Source organism: Flavobacterium terrigena (assembly GCF_900108955.1).
Taxonomy (GTDB): Bacteria; Bacteroidota; Bacteroidia; order Flavobacteriales; family Flavobacteriaceae; genus Flavobacterium; species Flavobacterium terrigena.
Window position 1 is genome coordinate 237,175 of the sequence record NZ_FNYA01000003.1, and the last position, 20,395, is coordinate 257,569.

13 protein-coding genes are annotated in these 20,395 nt (G+C 31.6%); 9 read left to right on the top strand and 4 right to left on the bottom strand.

What is annotated here, in order from left to right; all coding sequences use genetic code 11:
* The first annotated feature begins 9 nt into the window (after positions 1-9).
* From BMX42_RS07545 to BMX42_RS07560, 4 genes are all read left to right on the top strand, one after another.
* Positions 10-195, top strand: coding sequence for a YgaP family membrane protein (locus BMX42_RS07545; RefSeq protein WP_091311601.1), 186 nt, complete (start codon positions 10-12; stop codon positions 193-195).
* Positions 196-349: 154 nt separating this feature from the next.
* Positions 350-1,135, top strand: a complete 786-nt coding sequence (locus BMX42_RS07550; RefSeq protein WP_091311605.1) for a sulfite exporter TauE/SafE family protein — start codon at positions 350-352, stop codon at positions 1,133-1,135.
* 10 nt (positions 1,136-1,145) lie between these two features.
* A complete protein-coding gene (locus BMX42_RS07555) occupies positions 1,146-1,712 on the top strand; it encodes a YeeE/YedE family protein (protein WP_091311608.1) in 567 nt (188 codons plus the stop codon).
* A 2-nt stretch (positions 1,713-1,714) separates the two neighbouring features.
* A complete protein-coding gene (locus BMX42_RS07560; protein ID WP_091311612.1) occupies positions 1,715-2,125 on the top strand; it encodes a DUF6691 family protein in 411 nt (136 codons plus the stop codon).
* A 62-nt stretch (positions 2,126-2,187) separates the two neighbouring features.
* Here the strand turns inward: BMX42_RS07560 and tyrS are convergent, their stop codons facing one another.
* The 4 genes from tyrS to BMX42_RS07580 form a co-directional block, all read right to left on the bottom strand.
* Complete coding sequence (tyrS, locus tag BMX42_RS07565) at positions 2,188-3,486, bottom strand: tyrosine--tRNA ligase (RefSeq protein WP_091311616.1); 1,299 nt, start codon at positions 3,484-3,486, stop codon at positions 2,188-2,190.
* Between the two features lie 103 nt (positions 3,487-3,589).
* Positions 3,590-6,004, bottom strand: coding sequence for an efflux RND transporter permease subunit (locus BMX42_RS07570; RefSeq protein ID WP_091311619.1), 2,415 nt, complete (start codon positions 6,002-6,004; stop codon positions 3,590-3,592).
* Positions 6,005-6,132: 128 nt separating this feature from the next.
* Positions 6,133-8,364, bottom strand: coding sequence for a DUF5686 family protein (locus BMX42_RS07575; RefSeq protein WP_143055615.1), 2,232 nt, complete (start codon positions 8,362-8,364; stop codon positions 6,133-6,135).
* An 83-nt stretch (positions 8,365-8,447) separates the two neighbouring features.
* Positions 8,448-9,056: a superoxide dismutase gene (locus BMX42_RS07580; protein WP_091311628.1), complete on the bottom strand. Its 609-nt coding sequence runs from the start codon at positions 9,054-9,056 to the stop codon at positions 8,448-8,450.
* A gap of 199 nt (positions 9,057-9,255) precedes the next feature.
* On the opposite strand from BMX42_RS07580, the gene BMX42_RS07585 reads away from it, so the two are divergent.
* From BMX42_RS07585 to BMX42_RS07605, 5 genes are all read left to right on the top strand, one after another.
* Entirely contained in the window at positions 9,256-12,399 is a 3,144-nt protein-coding gene (locus BMX42_RS07585; protein ID WP_245748273.1) for a UvrD-helicase domain-containing protein, read from the top strand.
* A 25-nt stretch (positions 12,400-12,424) separates the two neighbouring features.
* On the top strand, positions 12,425-13,618 hold the full coding sequence (gene kbl, locus BMX42_RS07590; protein WP_091311637.1) for a glycine C-acetyltransferase: 1,194 nt from the start codon (positions 12,425-12,427) through the stop codon (positions 13,616-13,618).
* A 115-nt stretch (positions 13,619-13,733) separates the two neighbouring features.
* On the top strand, positions 13,734-15,137 hold the full coding sequence (locus BMX42_RS07595) for an OmpA family protein (RefSeq protein WP_091311641.1): 1,404 nt from the start codon (positions 13,734-13,736) through the stop codon (positions 15,135-15,137).
* A gap of 65 nt (positions 15,138-15,202) precedes the next feature.
* Positions 15,203-17,995 (top strand): PD-(D/E)XK nuclease family protein, encoded by a 2,793-nt coding sequence (locus BMX42_RS07600; protein ID WP_091311644.1) that lies wholly within the window; start codon positions 15,203-15,205, stop codon positions 17,993-17,995.
* A 71-nt stretch (positions 17,996-18,066) separates the two neighbouring features.
* Positions 18,067-20,244: a S41 family peptidase gene (locus BMX42_RS07605; RefSeq protein ID WP_091311648.1), complete on the top strand. Its 2,178-nt coding sequence runs from the start codon at positions 18,067-18,069 to the stop codon at positions 20,242-20,244.
* Positions 20,245-20,395 lie beyond the last annotated feature (151 nt).

Below are 20,395 nucleotides of genomic sequence, written 5' to 3' on the forward strand. Positions count from 1 at the left end.
AGCATAAATATGAAAAACAGAATCATCCGAGCAATAGCAGGAAGTTTTGTACTAATCAGTATTTTACTTTCCATTTATGTCAACCAAAATTGGTTATGGTTTACAGCCTTTGTAGGTGCTAATTTATTGCAATCTTCCATCACCAAATGGTGTTTAATGGAAGATATTTTAGCCAAATTAGGGGTGAAAGATTAATTAAAAAGCCGTTCTAAAATATTTTAGAACGGCTTTTTGATATTCGTCTTAACAACACTTATCTCTGTAACAATTGTTACTGATTCTCGTATTTTATGGACTTAAATTTGTAGTTTAGCTTAAGTTTTAGACAAATTGAAACAATCTTTTTTATATGCAAATAATTGGTTTTACATTAAGTATTTTGATTGGTATTTCTCTCGGTCTAATTGGGAGCGGTGGTTCTATACTTACCATTCCAATTTTGGTTTATATATTTCATGTGTCGCCAAGTGATGCTACAACGTATTCTCTTTTCATCGTTGGAATTTCTGCATTAGTAGGAAGTATTAATGGTGCCAAAAATAAATTACTTGATTATAAAACGGCCTTGTATTTTGGTTTACCAAGTGTAATTTCTGTTTTTTTGATGCGTAAATTGTTAGTGCCATTACTACCAAATGAACTTTTTAGGATATCAAATTTTACAGTTACAAAAGATTTACTGATAATGATCGTGTTTTCTGTTTTGATGATTTTGGCTTCCTTCTCAATGATACAAAAAAGAAAAACTACTGAGAATGATAGTTTAGAAATAAATTACAATCTTTTAATTTTAAAAGGTATTTTCGTTGGTTTGTTAACGGGTTTTGTTGGTGTAGGTGGCGGATTTTTAATCATTCCTGCTTTGATATTTACGGCAAAATTAACCATGAAAAAGGCAGTGGCCACTTCTTTAATTATCATCGTTTTCAATTCACTAATCGGATTTTTAGGTAGTATTTCAAACACATCAATAGAGTGGAATTTTTTAATGCTTTTTACGTTCTTTTCTATAATTGGAATTTTTATAGGAATGTATTTAAGTAAAATAATACCTAACGAAAAATTAAAACCAGTTTTTGGTTGGTTTGTATTAATAACTGGAATCTATATTGTCGTAAAAGAATTAATAATTTAATTTATTAAATATGTTAGAACTTATCAAACAACCTTGGCATTGGGCTGTTGCGGGTACATTAATAGGGTTAATTGTTCCAATATTATTACTTTTGGGTAATAAAAAATTAGGAGTTTCTTCTTCCATGAGACACTTATGCGCCATATTTATACCAAGAAAAATTCCTTTTTTTAATTATGATTGGAAAAAAGAGATCTGGAATCTTTTCTTTGTTTTTGGAATCTTTTTAGGTGGTTTTATTGCTGCGAAATTTCTAACTAACACAAACCAAATCGTAATAGCTGAAAGCACTAAAGAAATATTAGCAGGATACGGTATTACCGATTTTAGCCAAATCATGCCAACACAAATATTTTCATTAGAAAACATATTTACATTAAGAGGATTTTTCTTTTTTGTAGTAGGTGGTTTTTTAGTAGGTTTTGGTTCAAGATATGCTGGTGGTTGCACAAGCGGACATTCCATTATGGGAATTTCTACTTTTCAATTACCATCACTTATTGCTACATGTTGCTTTATGATTGGAGGTTTTTTTACGGCAAATGTTATATTGCCAATAATCTTTAAATTTATTTAAAAATGAAAAATTTAAAATATTTAATAGTTGGAATCTTATTCGGTATTATTTTCGTTAAAGCCGAAATATTAAGCTGGTTTCGTATTCATGAAATGTTTCGCTTGCAATCTTTCTTTATGTATGGCATAATTGGAACAGCAATTATTGTTTCGATGTTATCTATATTTATTATCAAAAAATTCAATATTAAAACCTTTTCAGGAGAAGACATTGTTATCGAAGATAAAGAAAGCAATAAAGGTCAAATTTATGGTGGATTAATTTTCGGAATTGGATGGGCAATCACTGGTTCTTGTCCAGGTCCATTGTATGCACAAATAGGCGCTGGCTTTTTAGTAGTTGGTGTTGTTTATCTGAGCGCCGTTTTTGGCACTTGGTGCTATGGATACGTCAAAAATAAGTTACCTCATTAATAAAAACAAAGCCGTTCTAAAATCAATCAGAACGGCTTTTTAAATTTTTTAATAAAAACAGCTTACACCACTTTTAAAATATAATAGTTTTTCTTTCCTTTTTGAAGTAAAACGAATCTGTTTGCAATTAAATCATTTGTTGTAATTACATATTCTTCTGTTACTTTTACTTTGTTCACAGAAACCGCATTTTCTTTTAAGGCTCTTCTAGTTTCGTTTCCAGAAGATAAAAATCCAGATTTCACAAAAGCATCAACAATTGGGTAACCTGCTTCAATTTCTGCTAAAGTAACATCCGCTTGATCTAAACTTTGAAAAACATCCGATAAGGTTTTTAAATCTAATAGTTTTAAATCGTCAACCGTTGGTTTAAAAAACGCTTGCGAAGCAAAAACTGCTTTTTCATGTTCTTCTGCACCATGAATCATAACTGTTAATTCTTCGGCTAATTTTTTCTGTAACACACGTAAATGTGGTGCTTCAGCGTGTTCCGCTAATAAAGCATCAATTGTTGCTTTATCTAAGAATGTGAATATTTTAATATATTTTTCTGCGTCAATATCAGTTGTGTTAAACCAAAATTGGTAAAATTCATACGGAGACGTTTTATCTGCATCTAACCAAATGTTTCCTTTTTCCGATTTCCCGAATTTCGAACCATCTGCTTTTGTAATTAACGGACAAGTCATCGCGAAAGCTTTTCCTTCCGTCTCAGAATCAACGTTCATTCTTCGAATTAATTCCGTTCCTGTCGTAATATTTCCCCATTGGTCACTTCCACCCATTTGTAATTTACAATTGTGGTATTTGTGTAAATGATAGAAATCATACCCTTGAATTAATTGGTATGTGAACTCTGTAAAACTCATTCCTTCGCCTTCACCAGACAAACGTTTTTTCACAGAATCTTTACTCATCATATAGTTTACAGTGATACGTTTTCCCACTTCACGAACAAAATCAATGAATGAAAAATCTTTCATCCAATCGTAATTGTTCACTAAAACTGGTGCTTGTGCATCCGTAGCATTGAAATCTAAAAAGCGAGATAAAACACCTTTAATTCCTTCTACATTATGATTTAAAGTCGCTTCGTCTAATAAATTTCTTTCGTTTGATTTTCCTGATGGATCACCAATCATACCTGTTGCACCACCGACTAAAGCAAATGGCTTATGTCCGAATTTACGCAAGTGCATCAATAAAATAATTGGCACTAAACTTCCAATATGTAACGAATCTGAAGTTGGATCAAAACCAATATAAACGGCTGTTGGTTCTTTTAAAAGTTGCTCTTCTGTTCCTGGCATGGCATCGTGTACCAAACCTCTCCATTGTAATTCTTCTATTAAATTATTCATATGTTTAAGCTTTGTTTTTTTATAGGTAACATATGTTATCACCTTTTTATTATTGGTGTTTGTTTACAACAAACTTTTTGTTAGTGGTGAGGGCATTTATTTTTTATTTTTCTTCAACCACAGCATCTGGGTCGTCATCATTTTCTAATATATCAATTCTTGGTTCTTTCATTTCTTGTTCGTTAGCTAAGCTTCTGTTTAATGATAAAACCAAACTTGGTAATAAAATTAAATTGGTCAACATTCCGAATAATAAAGTGATTGAAACCAAACCTCCTAAAGCTACCGTTCCTCCGAAATCTGATAAAGTAAACACAGAAAACCCAAATAATAACACGATAGAGGTATAAAACATACTCGAGCCTTCTTCTTCTAGCGTTGAAAACACAGATTTTTTAATTTTCCAATTGTTTCTGACTAATTCTTGACGGTATTGCGCCAAATATCTAATAGTATCATCCACGGAAAGTCCGAACGCAATTCCGAAAACCAAAATCGTTGATGGCTTAATTGGAATTCCAATATATCCCATTAATCCAGCAGTTGCTAATAAGGGTAATAAGTTTGGAATTAACGCCACAAATATCATTTTAGCCGAGCGGAATAAAAAGAAGATTAAAGCTCCTGTTAAAAACACAGCAAAAATTAACGATTCAATTAAATTGTCTAACAAGTAACTTGTTCCTTTTTGGAATAATAATGCTTTCCCAGTAATCGTAACAGTAAAACGTTCTTTCGGGAATAATTTATTAATTCGATCTTGAAGTTTTTCTTCTACTTTATTCATTTCGTCCGTGCTGACTTCTCTCATAAATGTAGAAATTCTAGCATATTGTCCAGTAGAATCTACATAACTTTTTAGTGGATTATTTTTACTGTTTTTTGACGAATTTTTTATAAATGGTAATATAAATGCTTGTTCTTGTGAATTCGGTAAATCATAAAAAGCTGGATTGCCATTATAAAAAGCTTGTTTAGAAAACTTCACTAAATTTACAATTGAAATTGGTTTAGAAAGTTCCGGAATCGCTTCAATTTCTTCCTGTAATTCTTCCATTTTTTTTAATGTCGAAATCTTCATCACACCTTTTTTGCGTTTGGTGTCAATCATAATTTCAACAGGTAAAACGCCTTTAAATTCTTTTTCAAAGAAACGAATATCTTCGAAAAAATCGGTACTTTTTGGCATGTCTTCCAAAATGCTCCCTGAAATTTTCATTTTATAGACACCAATTATTCCAATAATAATTAATGCCAAAGAAACTGCGTAAACTCTAACATTATGGAATTTAACTTGATTAATTACCCATTTATTAAAATTAACTAAATAACCACGTTCCAAATGCTCCAAATGCTTTTCTTTTGGAAGCGGCATAAAACTGAAGAAAATTGGAATAATAAATAAACTTAGTACAAAAAGCGCCATAATGTTTATTGAGGTTACAATACCAAATTCTTGAAGTAATTTGTTGTTAGTAACAATAAAAGTCGCAAAACCAACAGCGGTTGTTAAATTTGTAATAAATGTTGCCGTTCCTACTTTGGTTAAAACACGTTGTAAACCTTTGGCTCTGTTTCCATGAGCACGCGTTTCTTGATGGTATTTATTGGTTAGGAAAATACAGTTTGGTATTCCAATAATAACAATCAATGACGGAACTAAAGCCGTTAAAACGGTAATTTCGTATCGTAATAATCCTAAAAATCCGAATGACCACATTACACCAATCATCACGACAAAAAGCGCCATCATGGTGGTACGGAACGAGCGGAAAAAGAAATAGAAAATTAATGATGTTACCAATAAAGTCGCGCCAATAAACAAACCAATTTCGCTAATAATTGCTTTTGCGTTTAAAGTTCTAATGTATGGCATTCCCGAAACTTTAATATCTGTTTTGGTAGCATTTTTGAACTCTTCAATAGCCGGAATTAGTTTATTTAAAACGAATTCTTTTCTTTCAGGTTTGTTGACAATATCTTTTTTCAGATAAATAACACTTCTAACAACACCACTTTTTTTATTGAACAAAAGGCTTTCGTAAAAAGGCATTTTGTTTAATAAATCGTGTTTTTTGGAATCCAAATAAGCGGCATCGGCGACTTTATTTTGATCTATAAATGGTTTTAACTGGAACGTTTGTAACGAATCGTTTTTGACTAAATTCTGAATTTCATTAAACGACAAAACACCTTCTACTTCTTTGTTTTTCGCAATAGAAGCCATCATATTGTTCCATGCCTTAAACGTAGTAGGTTTAAAAACATCAGAACTTTTAACCGCGAAAATGATCACATTACCTTCTTCACCAAATTTCTTTAAAAAATCGGTGTAAGCAATGTTATCTTTATGGTCGTTTGGTAATAAATTGGCTTCGGTTTGTGTAAAACGGATGTATTTCCATTGCGTCCCCATAAAAATGGTGAACAATGCAATTAACAAAAGAACCCAATGTCTATTTCTTAAAAGCGTACGTGCTACAAAATTCCAAAAATTGATATTTAACCACTTCGTCATGATATAAATTTAGGCTGCAAAGGTAAGAATTATGCTGAAATATAGGCGAAATTTGAGCTAAAAGATGGGAATTATATAAATTTTTTTAACTGTATTATGTCATTTGAGTTTGAAGTCTAAGATTTTGACTAAATCCCCAAATTCAACGTAAACGACAATTTTATTGCAATATTTTGGTCGAATCTTGGTAATTGATACGGCCCATATCTGTAATAGGTTGACAATCCGAAGCCACTGAAAATGTTTTGTAGCTCAAATCCGCTTTCAAAAAAACCTTTTTCCATTGTTTTAAATTCAATACCTTGATGCTTTTCTGAATGTGAAAAATCACCAAAAGCGACCTTACTTCCCAAAACTAATGTAGGTTTGATGCTTTTCGAGATTTGTAATTTATTGAAGTAATGTTTCAATTGAAAAAGTGAATACCTGTCCGAATAAAATTCATTAAAATACATGGTTTCAAATGACGTTTTATTAGCAAAAGTAAGACGTTGCAAAATCGCTTCTCGATCTAAATTATTAGGAGAAACACTATACAAATGTGAAAGTGGTGCGTTGCCTAAACTAATTCCACCTTGCAATAAAAAAGTTGTTTTTTGCCCCGATAAATATTTCTTCTCTTGATAAATTCTAGTATCAATTTTAGTGAATTCGATATTGTCACTCAATACATTCGGAATGGCATGAGCAATTTGTAAAATCACTTTGGGATATCCTTTTTCGACTTCTAATATTTCTTGTGGCGCTTGTAAAAAAGTACTTTTGGGCGACCATTCTAAACTTAAAGTTGCTAATGTTAAATTGTAAATATGATAAGTTTTACTTGGCGCAATAAAAGCGTAATCAAATAATGGATTGATTCGAGAGCGGTTTATTTTCAGTGTAGTTTCTACTTTAGAAATAAATTTCGATGCAAATGTTAACTCATACGATTGATGGTTGTAAAACGTAGAAATATTAAATGGTCGTGGATCTAAAAGTTTAAAACGTTTGTTGTCTGCTAAAAGCGTTAAGTCGGCAAATTCAGTTAAATCATTTGTTGCTGATCCAGAAATCCAAGTATCGGTATTTTTAGAAACTCGGAACGAACTCCCAATTTGACCTTTAAATTTGCCGTCTTTTGTGCCATAAGCACCATAGCCAAATAATTTATAAGATGGCGAAAGGCGGTCGTTGGTAGATAAACCTAAACCTAAACGGAATCCTTCGTAATTATTAAATTTAAACAAATCTCGAGCACGAACATCTACAATTCCAAAAGGAATTTGTCCGTTAATTAGTTTTTTTCCAAAATAAATTTTCCTTTCTATTTGTGTAGCCGTTACCAAACTATCTAAAGTTTGATAGGTTTTTAGAGAACGTTTATCTAAAGTATCATTCGAAATGGTTTTAAAAAAAGCGACGTTCGTTTTTGTAGCACTTTTATCAATATGAATTTGATAATGTTGTTTTTTTGGTTTTTCGGTAAAGTTATAATCGGTAAAATCTCGGTCGATTTTCACATACAAATTATCTGAATAATCGAATTTTTTAGAAGAAGTACTTGTCATTTCCTCAAACTGAATGGTTTCTCCTAAAAAATCAATATTGTGTTTACCTTTTCCTTTGGTTACCAATAAGCTTTGCGATACAGGAAACCACGATTTCCCATTATTAAACCAACCAAAAATGGTTTCCGTTTTGACATTGATAATGCTGTTGATAAGAAAAGTACTTTTAGTAATAGAAAACGTATTTAAATCGACAGTTAGTGAACCTTTTATTGGGGTTTTAAAGATGTTTTTCTTTGATTCAAATTGCAAGACAATTTCTTTACCATTTTCGGTTGCAATCGTATCTGTAATTTCAAATTTGTATTTGCGTGAACCTTCTGAGGTAAAAGGATTTTGGAAAGTAAATTGTAAAATTTTCAAGTGTTTTTTACTCAAATCAAAAGGCATAAATTCTTGTCCTAATAATTCGTAAACGGGTTGTTTCAAACCTGCCATTTTCAGTCCAATAATGTTTTCTTTTTTCTTGCCTTTTACGATAGAAATGGTAGAAACTTTTTCGGTTTGATATACGTGTTGTTTGGTAATAATTTTCTTGAATTTATAACTCGAAGAATCAAGAATATATTTTGTTTTTTTCTTGTTTTTAAAAACCATTTCAATACGATCAGAAATAGAATCGGGATGTGCCGAAACAATTGCTTTTTCGTAAAAAGAATAACTAAAATCAGTGGCTTTTAAATTATTATTATTCTGAATTCTAATGATATTGCCAACTAATTTTTGGGTGTTTTCATCCTGCTTTGATGTATTCTTCTGAGCCATCGCCTCAAAAGAACATAAAAACAAAATCCAAAACAATATCCTCATTTAGTAGTAAATTAGAAGCAAATATACAGATAATAAAAAAGCGTCCAATTATACTTGAACGCTTTAATTTTATATTTATGAAATTATTTCGCTTCGTTGAAACGTCTCGTTACTTCATCCCAGTTAATTACATTGAAAAAAACTTCTATGTAATCTGGTCTTCTGTTTTGGTATTTTAAGTAATACGCATGTTCCCAAACGTCTAAACCTAAAATTGGCGCCCCACCACAACCAATTCCTGGCATTAATGGATTGTCTTGATTTGCTGAAGAACAAACTTCAACTTTTCCGCCTTTTTGCACACAAAGCCAAGCCCATCCTGAACCAAAACGCGTTGCAGCAGCTTTAGCAAATTCAGCTTTAAAAGCGTCAAATGAACCATAAGCAGCATCAATCGCAGCAGCTAATTCACCTGTTGGTAAACCACCACCGTTTGGCGACATAACTGTCCAAAATAAATTGTGGTTAAAAAATCCACCACCGTTATTTCTAACTGGCATGTTGTTCATATCTAAATTAGCCATAATCGCTTCAATAGATTTTCCTTCTAAATCTGTTCCAGCAATGGCAGCATTTAAATTTGTAGTATAAGCATTATGATGTTTTGTATGGTGAATTTCCATAGTTCTCGCATCAATATGTGGTTCTAATGCATCATATGCATAAGGTAATTGCGGTAATTCAAAAGCCATGATATATATTTTTAAATGATTAATTATAATTTTCAAATTTATAACTTTAACTTTGAAAATAAAAATTTACAAGGCACAAACGAATTGATTTAACACATAGATTCATAGTTTTTTTTGATTGAAGTGAAGATATTTCGTTCAAAATAGTTCAGAATAGGATTGAGTTAGAAAATAATCGGTGGCTTAAAAAATAAAAAATATGGCATTTCAACTTTATAACGCTTCAGCTGGTTCTGGAAAAACGTACACTTTAACAAAAGAATATTTGAAAATTTTGTTAGTGGCACCAGCCAATGATGCTTATAAAAAAATTCTAGCGATTACGTTTACGAATAAAGCTGTTGAAGAAATGAAAAGCCGAATTGTAGAAAGTTTAATTGCTTTTACAGAAGAAGAAGTTTCGGAAAAAACAGCCGATTTTATGCAAGAAATTGCCTCTGAAATTAAGTTGGATGTGCATTCTATTCAAGTCAAATCGAGAAAAATTTTAAAGAATTTAATTCACAATTACGCCGCTTTTGATATTTCAACTATCGATAAATTTACGCATCGAATCATCAGAACATTCACGCACGATTTAAATTTACCTACGAATTTTGATGTCACACTTGACACAGATGAATTACTGAAAAATGCTATTGATGTAGTTGTTGCCAAAGCTGGTGAAGACAAACAACTGACGGATATTTTAATCAATTTTGCTAAAAATAAAACCGACGACGATAAAAGTTGGGATGTGACTTTAGATTTATACGAAGTTTCGAAACTGATTTTAAACGAAGAACATTTTTTCAATTTCGGAAAATTGAGTGATAAATCAGTAGATGATTTTTCTAAAATTGCCGAAAAAATCAAGCTGAAAATTGAAAGCAATAAATCAAAAATAAAAGAAAACTCTAAAAAAATTTTAGATGATTTCACTGCAAATAATTTAACTAAAGACGATTTTGATCGCGGGACTTTTTATAATCATATTGTGAATTTGTTTCACGAAAAGGCAACGGATTATGATTTTGTAAACGACAGAGAAATAACCGTTCCAAAAAAATCAAATAATTTAGAAGTTGTAGAAAGTTTTTCTGCTTCTTGGAAACAGAAATTGAGTATTATTTATAGCGCTCAAAACGAAAATGCGTTGTTCGATTTGATTATCAAAAACATGATTCCGTTATCGTTAATCAACGTGATTTATCAAGAATATAAACAACTACAAGAAGATCAAAATGTGTTGTCAATTTCAGATTTCAATACGATAATTCACAACGAAATTAAAGACCAACCCGCGCCGTTTATTTATGAACGTTTGGGTGACAGATACCGTCATTATTTTATTGACGAATTTCAGGATACTTCGCAATTGCAATGGGAAAATTTTGTGCCATTAATTGATAATGCTTTGGCGAGTGAAGATCTAGACGGCACAAAAGGTTCGCTAATGATTGTGGGAGATCCGAAGCAATCTATTTACCGATGGCGTGGTGGAAAAGCGGAACAATTTATCGATTTAAGTAACGAAGAAAATCCTTTTTCGAACAAAGATAAACGCGTCAAAAATCTGCCAAAAAATTACAGAAGTTATTCGGAAGTGATTGATTTTAATAACCAATTTTTCCAATTTCTTTCGGGCGAATTTACGAATGAAGCGTATCAAAAATTATATCAAGAAACCGCCAATCAGGAAGTTAATGCTAAAAAAGGCGGATTTGTTTCGGTGAGTTTTTTAAATGACAATATTGAGATTAATGATGAAATTGCCGATGATGAAAATATCACCGAAAAAGACAAACAATATTTATCGAAAACTTTAGAAATCATTCAAAGTTCCATTGCGAACGGATTTGAATATTCTGATATCGTTTTGCTAACTCGAAAAACTAGAAATGGTGTTTTACTGGCGAATTTCTTAACCGAAAATAACATTCCCATTATTTCATCGGAAACGTTGCTGATTCAGAATGCTTCGGAAGTGAAATTCATCATTAATTTTTTAGAATATTTAAATAGCGCGAATAATCAAGAATCGAAAATAAATTGGTTGTATTACGTAGCGAAAGAAAAGGTTTCGAAACAAGAAATTCATCAGTTTATTACGGAAACAAAAGATTTATCGGAAACTGATTTAGAAAAATATTTATCGGATTTTGAATGTAAAATTTCGTTTGAAAATTGTAGAAAAAAATCGTTATACGAAGCCGTAGAAAACATCGTTCACGTCTTTTTAAAAGAAAAAACTACGATTTCTTACGTGCAATATTTCCTAGATTTGGTTCTGGAAAGAAATGTAAAATATCAAACAAGTATTGCTGACTTTTTAGAGTATTGGAAAAAAACCGGATTCAAACAAAGTATTCCATCTCCAGAAGGTGAAAAAGCCATCCGAATTATGACCATTCATAAATCGAAAGGTCTAGAATTTCCTGTCGTAATTTATCCGTTTGCCGATGATAGTTTAAATCCGAGAACCAACAACATTTGGATTCCAATGGAAGACGAAAGTGTTGATATGCCGCAAGCTTTGGTAAAAAACACAAAAGTTTTAGAAAAGTACAACGACAAAACCAACGAAATTTATCAAACCAAATCGCAAGAAGAAATTCTTGATACGATTAATGTTTTATATGTAGCGTTAACACGTGCCGAAGAACAATTGCATATTATTAGCAGTTATAAAGTCACCGCAAAAGGAGAAATTTCGACTTCAAAAACATTGGCGACATATTTCATCAATTTCTTGGAGCAAAACGCCAATTTTTCTATCGAACAAAAAGACTATGTTTTTGGAAATCCGGAACGAAAATCGCAGCCGAAATTATTCTCAAAAAACAAAGCCGAGATTCATGCCGTGGAAAATGCTTTAGATTTTTCTTCGATAAAAATCGCAAAAAAAGAAGCCTTAATGTGGGGAACTTTGCAACAAGATGCGATTGAATTCGGAAATATTTTACACCAGATTTTATCGTATATTATTACGAAAAACGATTTGCAATTCGCCTTAACGAAAAGTTTAGAAGAAGGATTAATTCAACATTCTCAAAAAACCATTTTCGAAGAAAAAGTCAATCAAATTATCAATCACCCTGAATTGGAAGATTTCTTTAATCCGAGTTATACCGTTTTTACAGAACATAATATTATATCGCCAAATGAAGTCAATTTAAAACCAGACAGATTAGTAATTCATAATAATGAAGCTTTCCTAATAGATTATAAAACAGGTTTGCCAGAAGAAAAGCATAAGAATCAAATTGAAAATTACGCACGCGTTATTGAAAAAATGAGCGTAAATGTTAGTAAAAAAGTCTTACTATATATAGGAGAAGAATTAAAAATTATACATTTGTAAAAAATACAACAAACTATACCTTATTATGTACGGAAAAATTCAAGAGCATTTGCAAAAAGAGTTAGATGCGATTCAACAAAACGGATTATATAAAAAAGAAAGAATTATTACTTCGCCTCAAGGTGCTGAGATAATTGTAAATGGTGAAACGGTTTTAAATTTCTGCGCGAACAATTATTTAGGATTATCATCTCATCCAGAAGTGGTGCAAGCTGCAAAAGACGCTTTAGATTCTCACGGATTCGGAATGTCGTCTGTGCGTTTCATTTGTGGAACTCAAGATATCCATAAACAATTGGAAGCTGAGATCGCAGATTTCTACGGAACAGAAGATACTATTTTATATGCTGCCGCTTTCGATGCGAATGGTGGTGTTTTCGAACCTTTATTAGGAGAAGAAGATTGTATTATTTCGGATAGTTTAAATCACGCTTCTATTATTGATGGAGTACGTTTGTGTAAAGCAGCACGTTACCGTTATGAAAATTCTAATATGCAAGAGTTAGAAGAACAATTAATAAAAGCTACAGAAGCAGGTCATCGTTTCAAGTTAATTGTAACAGACGGAGTTTTCTCTATGGACGGATTAGTAGCGCCTTTAGATAAAATTTGCGATTTAGCAGATAAGTACGATGCATTAGTAATGGTAGACGAATGTCACGCTGCTGGTTTCATCGGTGCAACTGGTAAAGGAACAATGGAAGCAAAAGGAGTTATGGGTCGTGTGGATATTATCACAGGAACATTAGGAAAAGCTTTAGGTGGCGCGATGGGTGGTTACACAACGGCTAAAAAAGAAGTCATTGAAATTTTACGTCAACGTTCTCGTCCATATTTATTTTCTAATTCATTATCTCCGGCAATTGTTGGTGCTTCATTAAAGGTTTTCGAATTATTGAAAAAAGACAATTCTTTAAGAGATAAATTAGAATGGAATACGAATTATTTCAAAGAAGGAATGAGAAAAGCAGGTTTAGATTTCATTGATGGTGATTCTGCAATTGTACCAGTAATGTTATATGATGCAAAATTGTCACAAGTAATGGCTGATGAATTGTTAAAATTAGGAATTTATGTAATTGGGTTCTTTTTCCCAGTTGTTCCTAAAGAAAAAGCAAGAATTAGAGTACAATTATCTGCTGCTCACACACAAGAACACTTAGATAAAGCTATAGAAGCATTCGCTACCGTAGGTAAAAAACTAAATATTATTCAGTAAATTAGCATTAATTAACTTTTAATTAGGAAAAAAAGCACAAAAGTTTTGTGAATTACAAAAAACATATTACTTTTGTTCGTATTATAACGCATTGTAATTAAATTAAATAAAAAGTATGAAACATCTTAACAAACTATTTGCTGGGGCGTTATTGTTAGCTGGATTCGCAGCTAATGCTCAAGACAGCACAAACCCATGGGCAATATCTTTCGGAGTTAACGCAGTTGACACGAAGATAAGCATGAAAGGAAATGACCACCTTAGATTTGAAGAATTGTACAATCCACAAGGAAATTGGAACATTGTACCTTCAGTATCTTATGTAAACGTTGCTAGAAATGTAGGAGGAAACTTCAGTTTTGGTTTAACAGGATCATTCAACAAAATCACTAAGTGGGTAGAACACGTTGAAGGAACTAAAAACACTCACGTTGTAGGTAATCCTGGTGATTTAAACTATTACGGAGTTGATGGAGCAATTACTTATAGCTTCAAAAGCTTAATTAAGTCAAAATGGTTTGACCCAAGTTTACACTTAGGTGGAGGTTATACTTTCTTCGGAGATGCTTCTGCTGGTACTGTAAATGGAGGATGGGGATTAAACTTATGGTTTGCTAAAAATGTAGCATTAACTTTAGGTTCTACTTTAAAATACGGTTTCGACGACAAAAGAATGCCAAACGCAGATGTACCAACTCATATTTTTCACCAAGCTGGTTTAAAATTCCAATTCGGTGCTAAAGATAGAGATAATGACGGAATCATCGACAAAGAAGATGCTTGTCCAGACGTTCCTGGTTTAGCTGCTTTCCAAGGTTGTCCTGATACTGATGGAGACGGAATCCAAGATTCAGCTGATGCTTGTATCGATGAGCCAGGTACTCCAGAAATGAATGGTTGTCCTGATCAAGATGGTGATGGTGTTGCTGATAAAGATGACGCTTGTATCGATGTAGCTGGTTTACCTGTATTACAAGGTTGTCCTGATGCTGATGGTGATGGTGTTGCTGATAAAGATGACGCTTGTCCTACTGTAAAAGGAGAAAAAGCTAACAAAGGTTGTCCATGGCCAGATACTGATGGTGACAAAGTTTTAGACAAAGATGACAAATGTCCTACTGTTGCTGGAACTGTTGCTAACAACGGATGTCCTGAAGTTTCTGACGAAACAATGAAAAAATTAAATGACTATGCTAAAACTATATTATTTGATTCTGCAAAAGCATCGTTCCAAAAACAAACTTTCCCAGTATTACAAGCTATGGTTGCTATCTTAAAAGAGTACCCAACTGCTAAGTTTGCTTTAGAAGGTCATACAGATTCAGATGGTAAAGACGCTATGAATTTACAATTATCTAAAGATAGAGCTGCTGCTGTAAGAACTTACTTAGTTGATAACGGTATTGGTGCTGACAGATTAACTTCTGAAGGATTTGGAGAATCTAAACCAGTTGCTTCAAACAAAACTAAAGCTGGAAAAGCTCAAAACAGAAGAGTAGAAGTTAAATTAGTAAAATAATTTTTCTCTTATAATATTTGAAAAAGGCCTCAATTTATTGAGGCCTTTTTTTTATCTTTATTGCCATGGATGCATCTTTTTTATCTAAACTGGCAAAAGAATTATTAAGCAATAATTCTACCACACTATATAATACAAACATTGTTTTGCCTAACAAAAGGGCAAAACTTTTTTTAATTGAAGAATTAAAAAAACAATCTACTGAAACTTTTTTAGCGCCTCAAATCATTAGTATTGAAAGCTTAATTGAAGATATTGCACAATTAAGAGCTTTAGATAATATTGAACTTTTGTTCGAGTTTTATATCGTGTATTTAGATATTACAGAGAAATCTAAACAGCAAGATTTCGAAAAATTTTCTAGCTGGGCCGTTACACTACTACAAGATTTTAATGAAATTGACCGTTATTTAGTCAATCAAAATGAAATATTTTCCTATCTGTTAGATATTGAACGCATCAAACATTGGACGCCAAATATAAATAACCAAACCAAATTGGTGGAGAATCATTTAGAGTTTTGGAAATTATTGCCTCTTTACTATGAGAAATTTACTCAACATCTACTAAATAAAAAAGTCGGTTATCAAGGTTTATTATACAGAAAGTCGGCAGAAAATATTATTGATTTCACCAAGAATCTAGAAAATAAAACCTTTGTATTTGCGGGTTTTAACGCGCTAAATAATGCCGAAGAAACCATCATCAAATATTTATTAGAAAATAAAAAAGCTACGGTTTATTGGGACATTGATGCGGTTTTCTTAAGAGACGAGTTTCACGATGCCGGTTTGTTTTTAAGAAGAATTAAAAATTCGTGGAAACATTTTGAAACGAATCCTTTCAATTGGATTATGAACGAGTTTTCCAATGAAAAAAATATCGAAGTAATTGGAACACCAAAATCTATCGGACAAGCAAAAATCGCAGGTAAAATCATCGAGAAAATTGCTTTAGAAAATCCTTCTTTAGAAAAGACTGCTGTGGTGTTAAGTGAAGAAAATATCTTAATTCCTTTATTGAATTCTTTACCTGTTGAGGTGGAAAATTTAAACATCACGATGGGTTATCCAAGCAAAAATAATCCAGCACAAATATTAGTTTTTAAACTGTTCAACCTTCATTTGAATGCTCAAAACAGAAACAAAAAGCAAAGCGTTTTCTATTATAAAGAAGTGCTAGAAATCCTAAATAATCCGTTAGTAGTTTCAAGTGTCAACGCAAATGAAGTCGTTAAAATTATTAAAAATTCGAATTTAACGTTTATCACGAGCAATCGATTAGCAGATTTATTTTCGAAATATAATTTAGAAGAAAACAAATTGGTTACACTTTTGTTTTTCGATTGGAATGTTTCTGTAGAAGAAATTTTAGAGAAATTAAAAGCAATTCTTATCTACATCAAAGAGCATTTAAGTAATCAGAATGAGCAAGATAAAGTCACGAAGGCCTTTGTGTTTTCGATTTATAACATCATCATAAAAATCACCAACTATTACGAAACCTATCATAACATTGAAAATTTAGAAATTCTTTTTTCTATTTATAAGCAGGTTATCGATCAAGCTCAGGTTTCTTTTGAAGGTGAGCCGTTACAAGGTTTGCAAATCATGGGAATTTTGGAAAGTCGTGTGTTAGATTTTGAAAATGTGATTATCACTTCGCTTAATGAAGGAAAATTACCTGGCGGAAAATCGAATAATTCTTTTATTCCACACGATGTAAAATTAGAAAAAGGTTTGCCAACCTATAAGGAACGTGACGCCATTTTCACGTATCATTTTTACCGTTTGTTGCAACGTGCGAAAAACATTTACTTATTATACAACACACATTCGGAAGGAATTGACGCAGGTGAAAAAAGTCGTTTCATCACCCAATTGGAAATCGAACATTTACCGAATCACAATTTCAAAAAAGTGTTTTATAACGCCATAAAACCGGATACGATTTACCAACCAATTGAGATTTTAAAAACGCAACCAATTTTGGATAGATTGAAAGAAATTGCGACAATAAAAGGTTTTTCTCCATCGGCTTTGACCAATTATTTACGAAATCCGATTCAGTTTTATTACCAGCGAATTTTAGGTGTTCGTGAAAATGAAGAAGTGGAAGAAAATGTGGCTGCGAATACGTTAGGTACGATTATTCACGAAGTGTTGGAAAAAATGTATCAACCTTTTGAAGGCACAAATACACAAATTAAAATTTCGGATATTGATGCAATGATTCAGAATATTGAAGCATTTACCTTAGAGAAATTTGTAGAAGTCTACAAAGAAGGTGAAATCAAAAAAGGGAAAAACTTAATTGCTTTTGAAGTTGCAAAACGTAATATTTACAACTTCTTAATTCAGGAAAAACTAAATATCGAAAAGGGTGACGAATTGTTTATTTTGTCTTTAGAAAAAGAACATTCGGCTGAAATTGTACATCCGAATTTACCATTTCCAATTCGAATTGCTGGAAAAGTTGATAGAATTGAATTGCGAAATAACAGCATTCGAATTATCGATTACAAAACAGGAAAAGTCGAAGCGAATAAACTAAAAATCGGCACTTTTGAAGGTTTAACGTTGGATTTAGCCAATGATAAAATCATTCAACTGTTGTGTTATGCTTTAATGTTTCAGGAAAGTGAATTGAAAGCAAACTTTAATGTGGAAGTCGGCATTTTTTCTTTTAAAAATATGAAAGGCGGATTTTTACCTTTTACTTTTAAAATTGGAAGTGGAAAAAATGCGATAAATGAAACGATTATTACACAAGAATTCTTAGAAAATTTTACAGAAGAATTGGTAATTTTAGTTCAAGAAATTTTAAATCCAGCGATTTCTTTTAAAGAAAATATTTAACTTTTCGTTTTGATTTTCTTATATTTTTTTCATTTTCTTTGTCGAAATTAAAATTACCCTAAAAAATAGTTATGAAAAAAATCTTCTCTTTTGCATTCATTTTATTGGTGAATATTTTGTTCTCACAATCTGATGTTCAAAAATTCAATCTTGACTTTGAAAAAACTATAAAAGGCGAAAACTTACCTGAAGATTGGATTAAATGGGGTAAATATGATTTAAAAATTGATTCTACTCAAGCATATAAAAGTAAAAATTCAATTCTAATTGATGCTAAAAACGGTGAGGGTTTTGGAAGTGTTGCTTATGCATTACCAGCTAATTTTAAAGGTAAAAAGATAACTCTTGAAGGTTATATAAAATATGAAAATGCAACTGAAGGTTTTGTTGGTTTGTTAATGCGAATTGATAAAAATGGAAAATCTATAGCGTTTGATAATATGAAACAGCAAATGTTGCAAGGAACTGCTGATTGGAAAAAATATAGTGTTACATTAGAATTTAAAGAAAACGCAGATCAAATTTATGTTGCCGGAATTTTAAATGGTAAAGGAAAAGCTTGGTTTGATAATTTTAAAGTTACAATTGATGGTAAGCCTATAGAATCATTAACTCCTATAAAAAAAGAAATTTCAATTGTTGATAAGGATACTGAGTTTGATGGTGGTTCAAAGTTTGAATTGACTTCGTTAAACGATAATCAAAAACGAAATTTATTTATTTTAGGAAAAGTTTGGGGTTTTGTAAAATACTATCATCCTGCAATTGCTGAAGGAAAAATTAGTTGGGATTATGAATTATTCAGAATGTTACCCAAAATTGATAGTAAAAACTTTGATACTGACTTAGTTCAATGGATCAATAAATTAGGAACTTTTAAAACGGAAAAGAAGACTTTGCCAGAAGAAAGCGAAATTAAATTGCTTCCAAACACAAAATGGATTGCTGACACGAGTTTGATTTCTGTTGAATTGTCAGAATTACTTCAAAATATCAATAATGCCGTTCGTCAAGACAATCATTACTACATTGATTTCTATAAAACTGTAAGTAATCCCATTTTTAACAACGAGAAAGTATACTTAAAAATGAATTACACCGATTCTGGAATCAAGCTTTTATCTGTTTTTCGTTATTGGAATATGATTGAATATTTTTTTCCTAATCGTCATTTAATGGATGAACACTGGGATAAGGTATTAAAAGAATTTATTCCTAAAATGACTGCCACTAAAGACGAAAAAGAATATACGTTAACTCTGGTTGAACTTATTGGAAAAATTCAGGATACACATGCTAATGTTTGGGGAAATAAAATTTTCGATAATTTTTTTGGAGAAAAAGTAGCGCCAATTGAAGTGAAATTTATAGAAAATAAAGTTGTAGTGGTGAATTTGCGAGAAGAATACAAAGAGGCGAATATTCAAGTTGGCGATGTAATTGTTTCTGTAAATGGAGTTCTTATAGAAGATTGGATCAAGAATAATCAGAAATACTTCCCATCTTCAAATTATCCTACTCAATTAAGAGGTATGGCGAATAAAATTTTACGAACTAATAATGATAATTTACAACTTACTCTAGAAACAATTTCTGGAAAAAAAGAGGTTAGCGTTGTTACAATTCCGTTTAAATATTTTAAAAACAAACCTGTTTCTCATAAAGTAATAAATGAAAACATTGGATACATTTATCCTGGAACATTGAAAGAAGGCGAAATCAATGAAATAATGGATAAGTTTTTAGATAAGAAAGGTTTAATTGTTGATTTAAGATGTTATCCTTCTGAATTTCTTGTATTTAGTTTGAATCGTTACCTCTTAAACGAGAAAAAAGATTTTGTAAAATTTACTACTGGAAATATTAAAACACCAGGTTTGTTTACAATTAAAGACTACGAATATAAAGTGGGAAGAAATAATAAGAATTATTTTAAAGGGAAAGTAATTATATTGGTAAATGAAGAAACACAAAGTCAAGCAGAATATACTGCAATGGCATTGCGAGTAGCTCCAAATGCGAAGGTTTTAGGAAGTACAACAGCTGGTGCGGATGGAAATGTATCTGAAATTTATTTACCTGGTAATATTTTTACCTGGATATCTGGAATTGGTGTTTTAACTCCAAACGGTTCTGAAACACAACGTGTAGGAATTATCCCTGATGTTAAAATAGAACCAACTATTAAAGGAATTCGTGAAGGGAAAGACGAAGTATTGGATAAAGCTATTGAGTTGATTAATAACTAAAAACGATGCTTTTTAAAAAATAATTTTAGCCACGAATTCTCGAATTTAAATTGTTTATTGAAACGATTTGTATCGACAAAGTCGATAATTATTCGAATAAAAATTATTGAGTTTTATACTTAATTCGGCAATTCGTGGCAAAATATAAAAG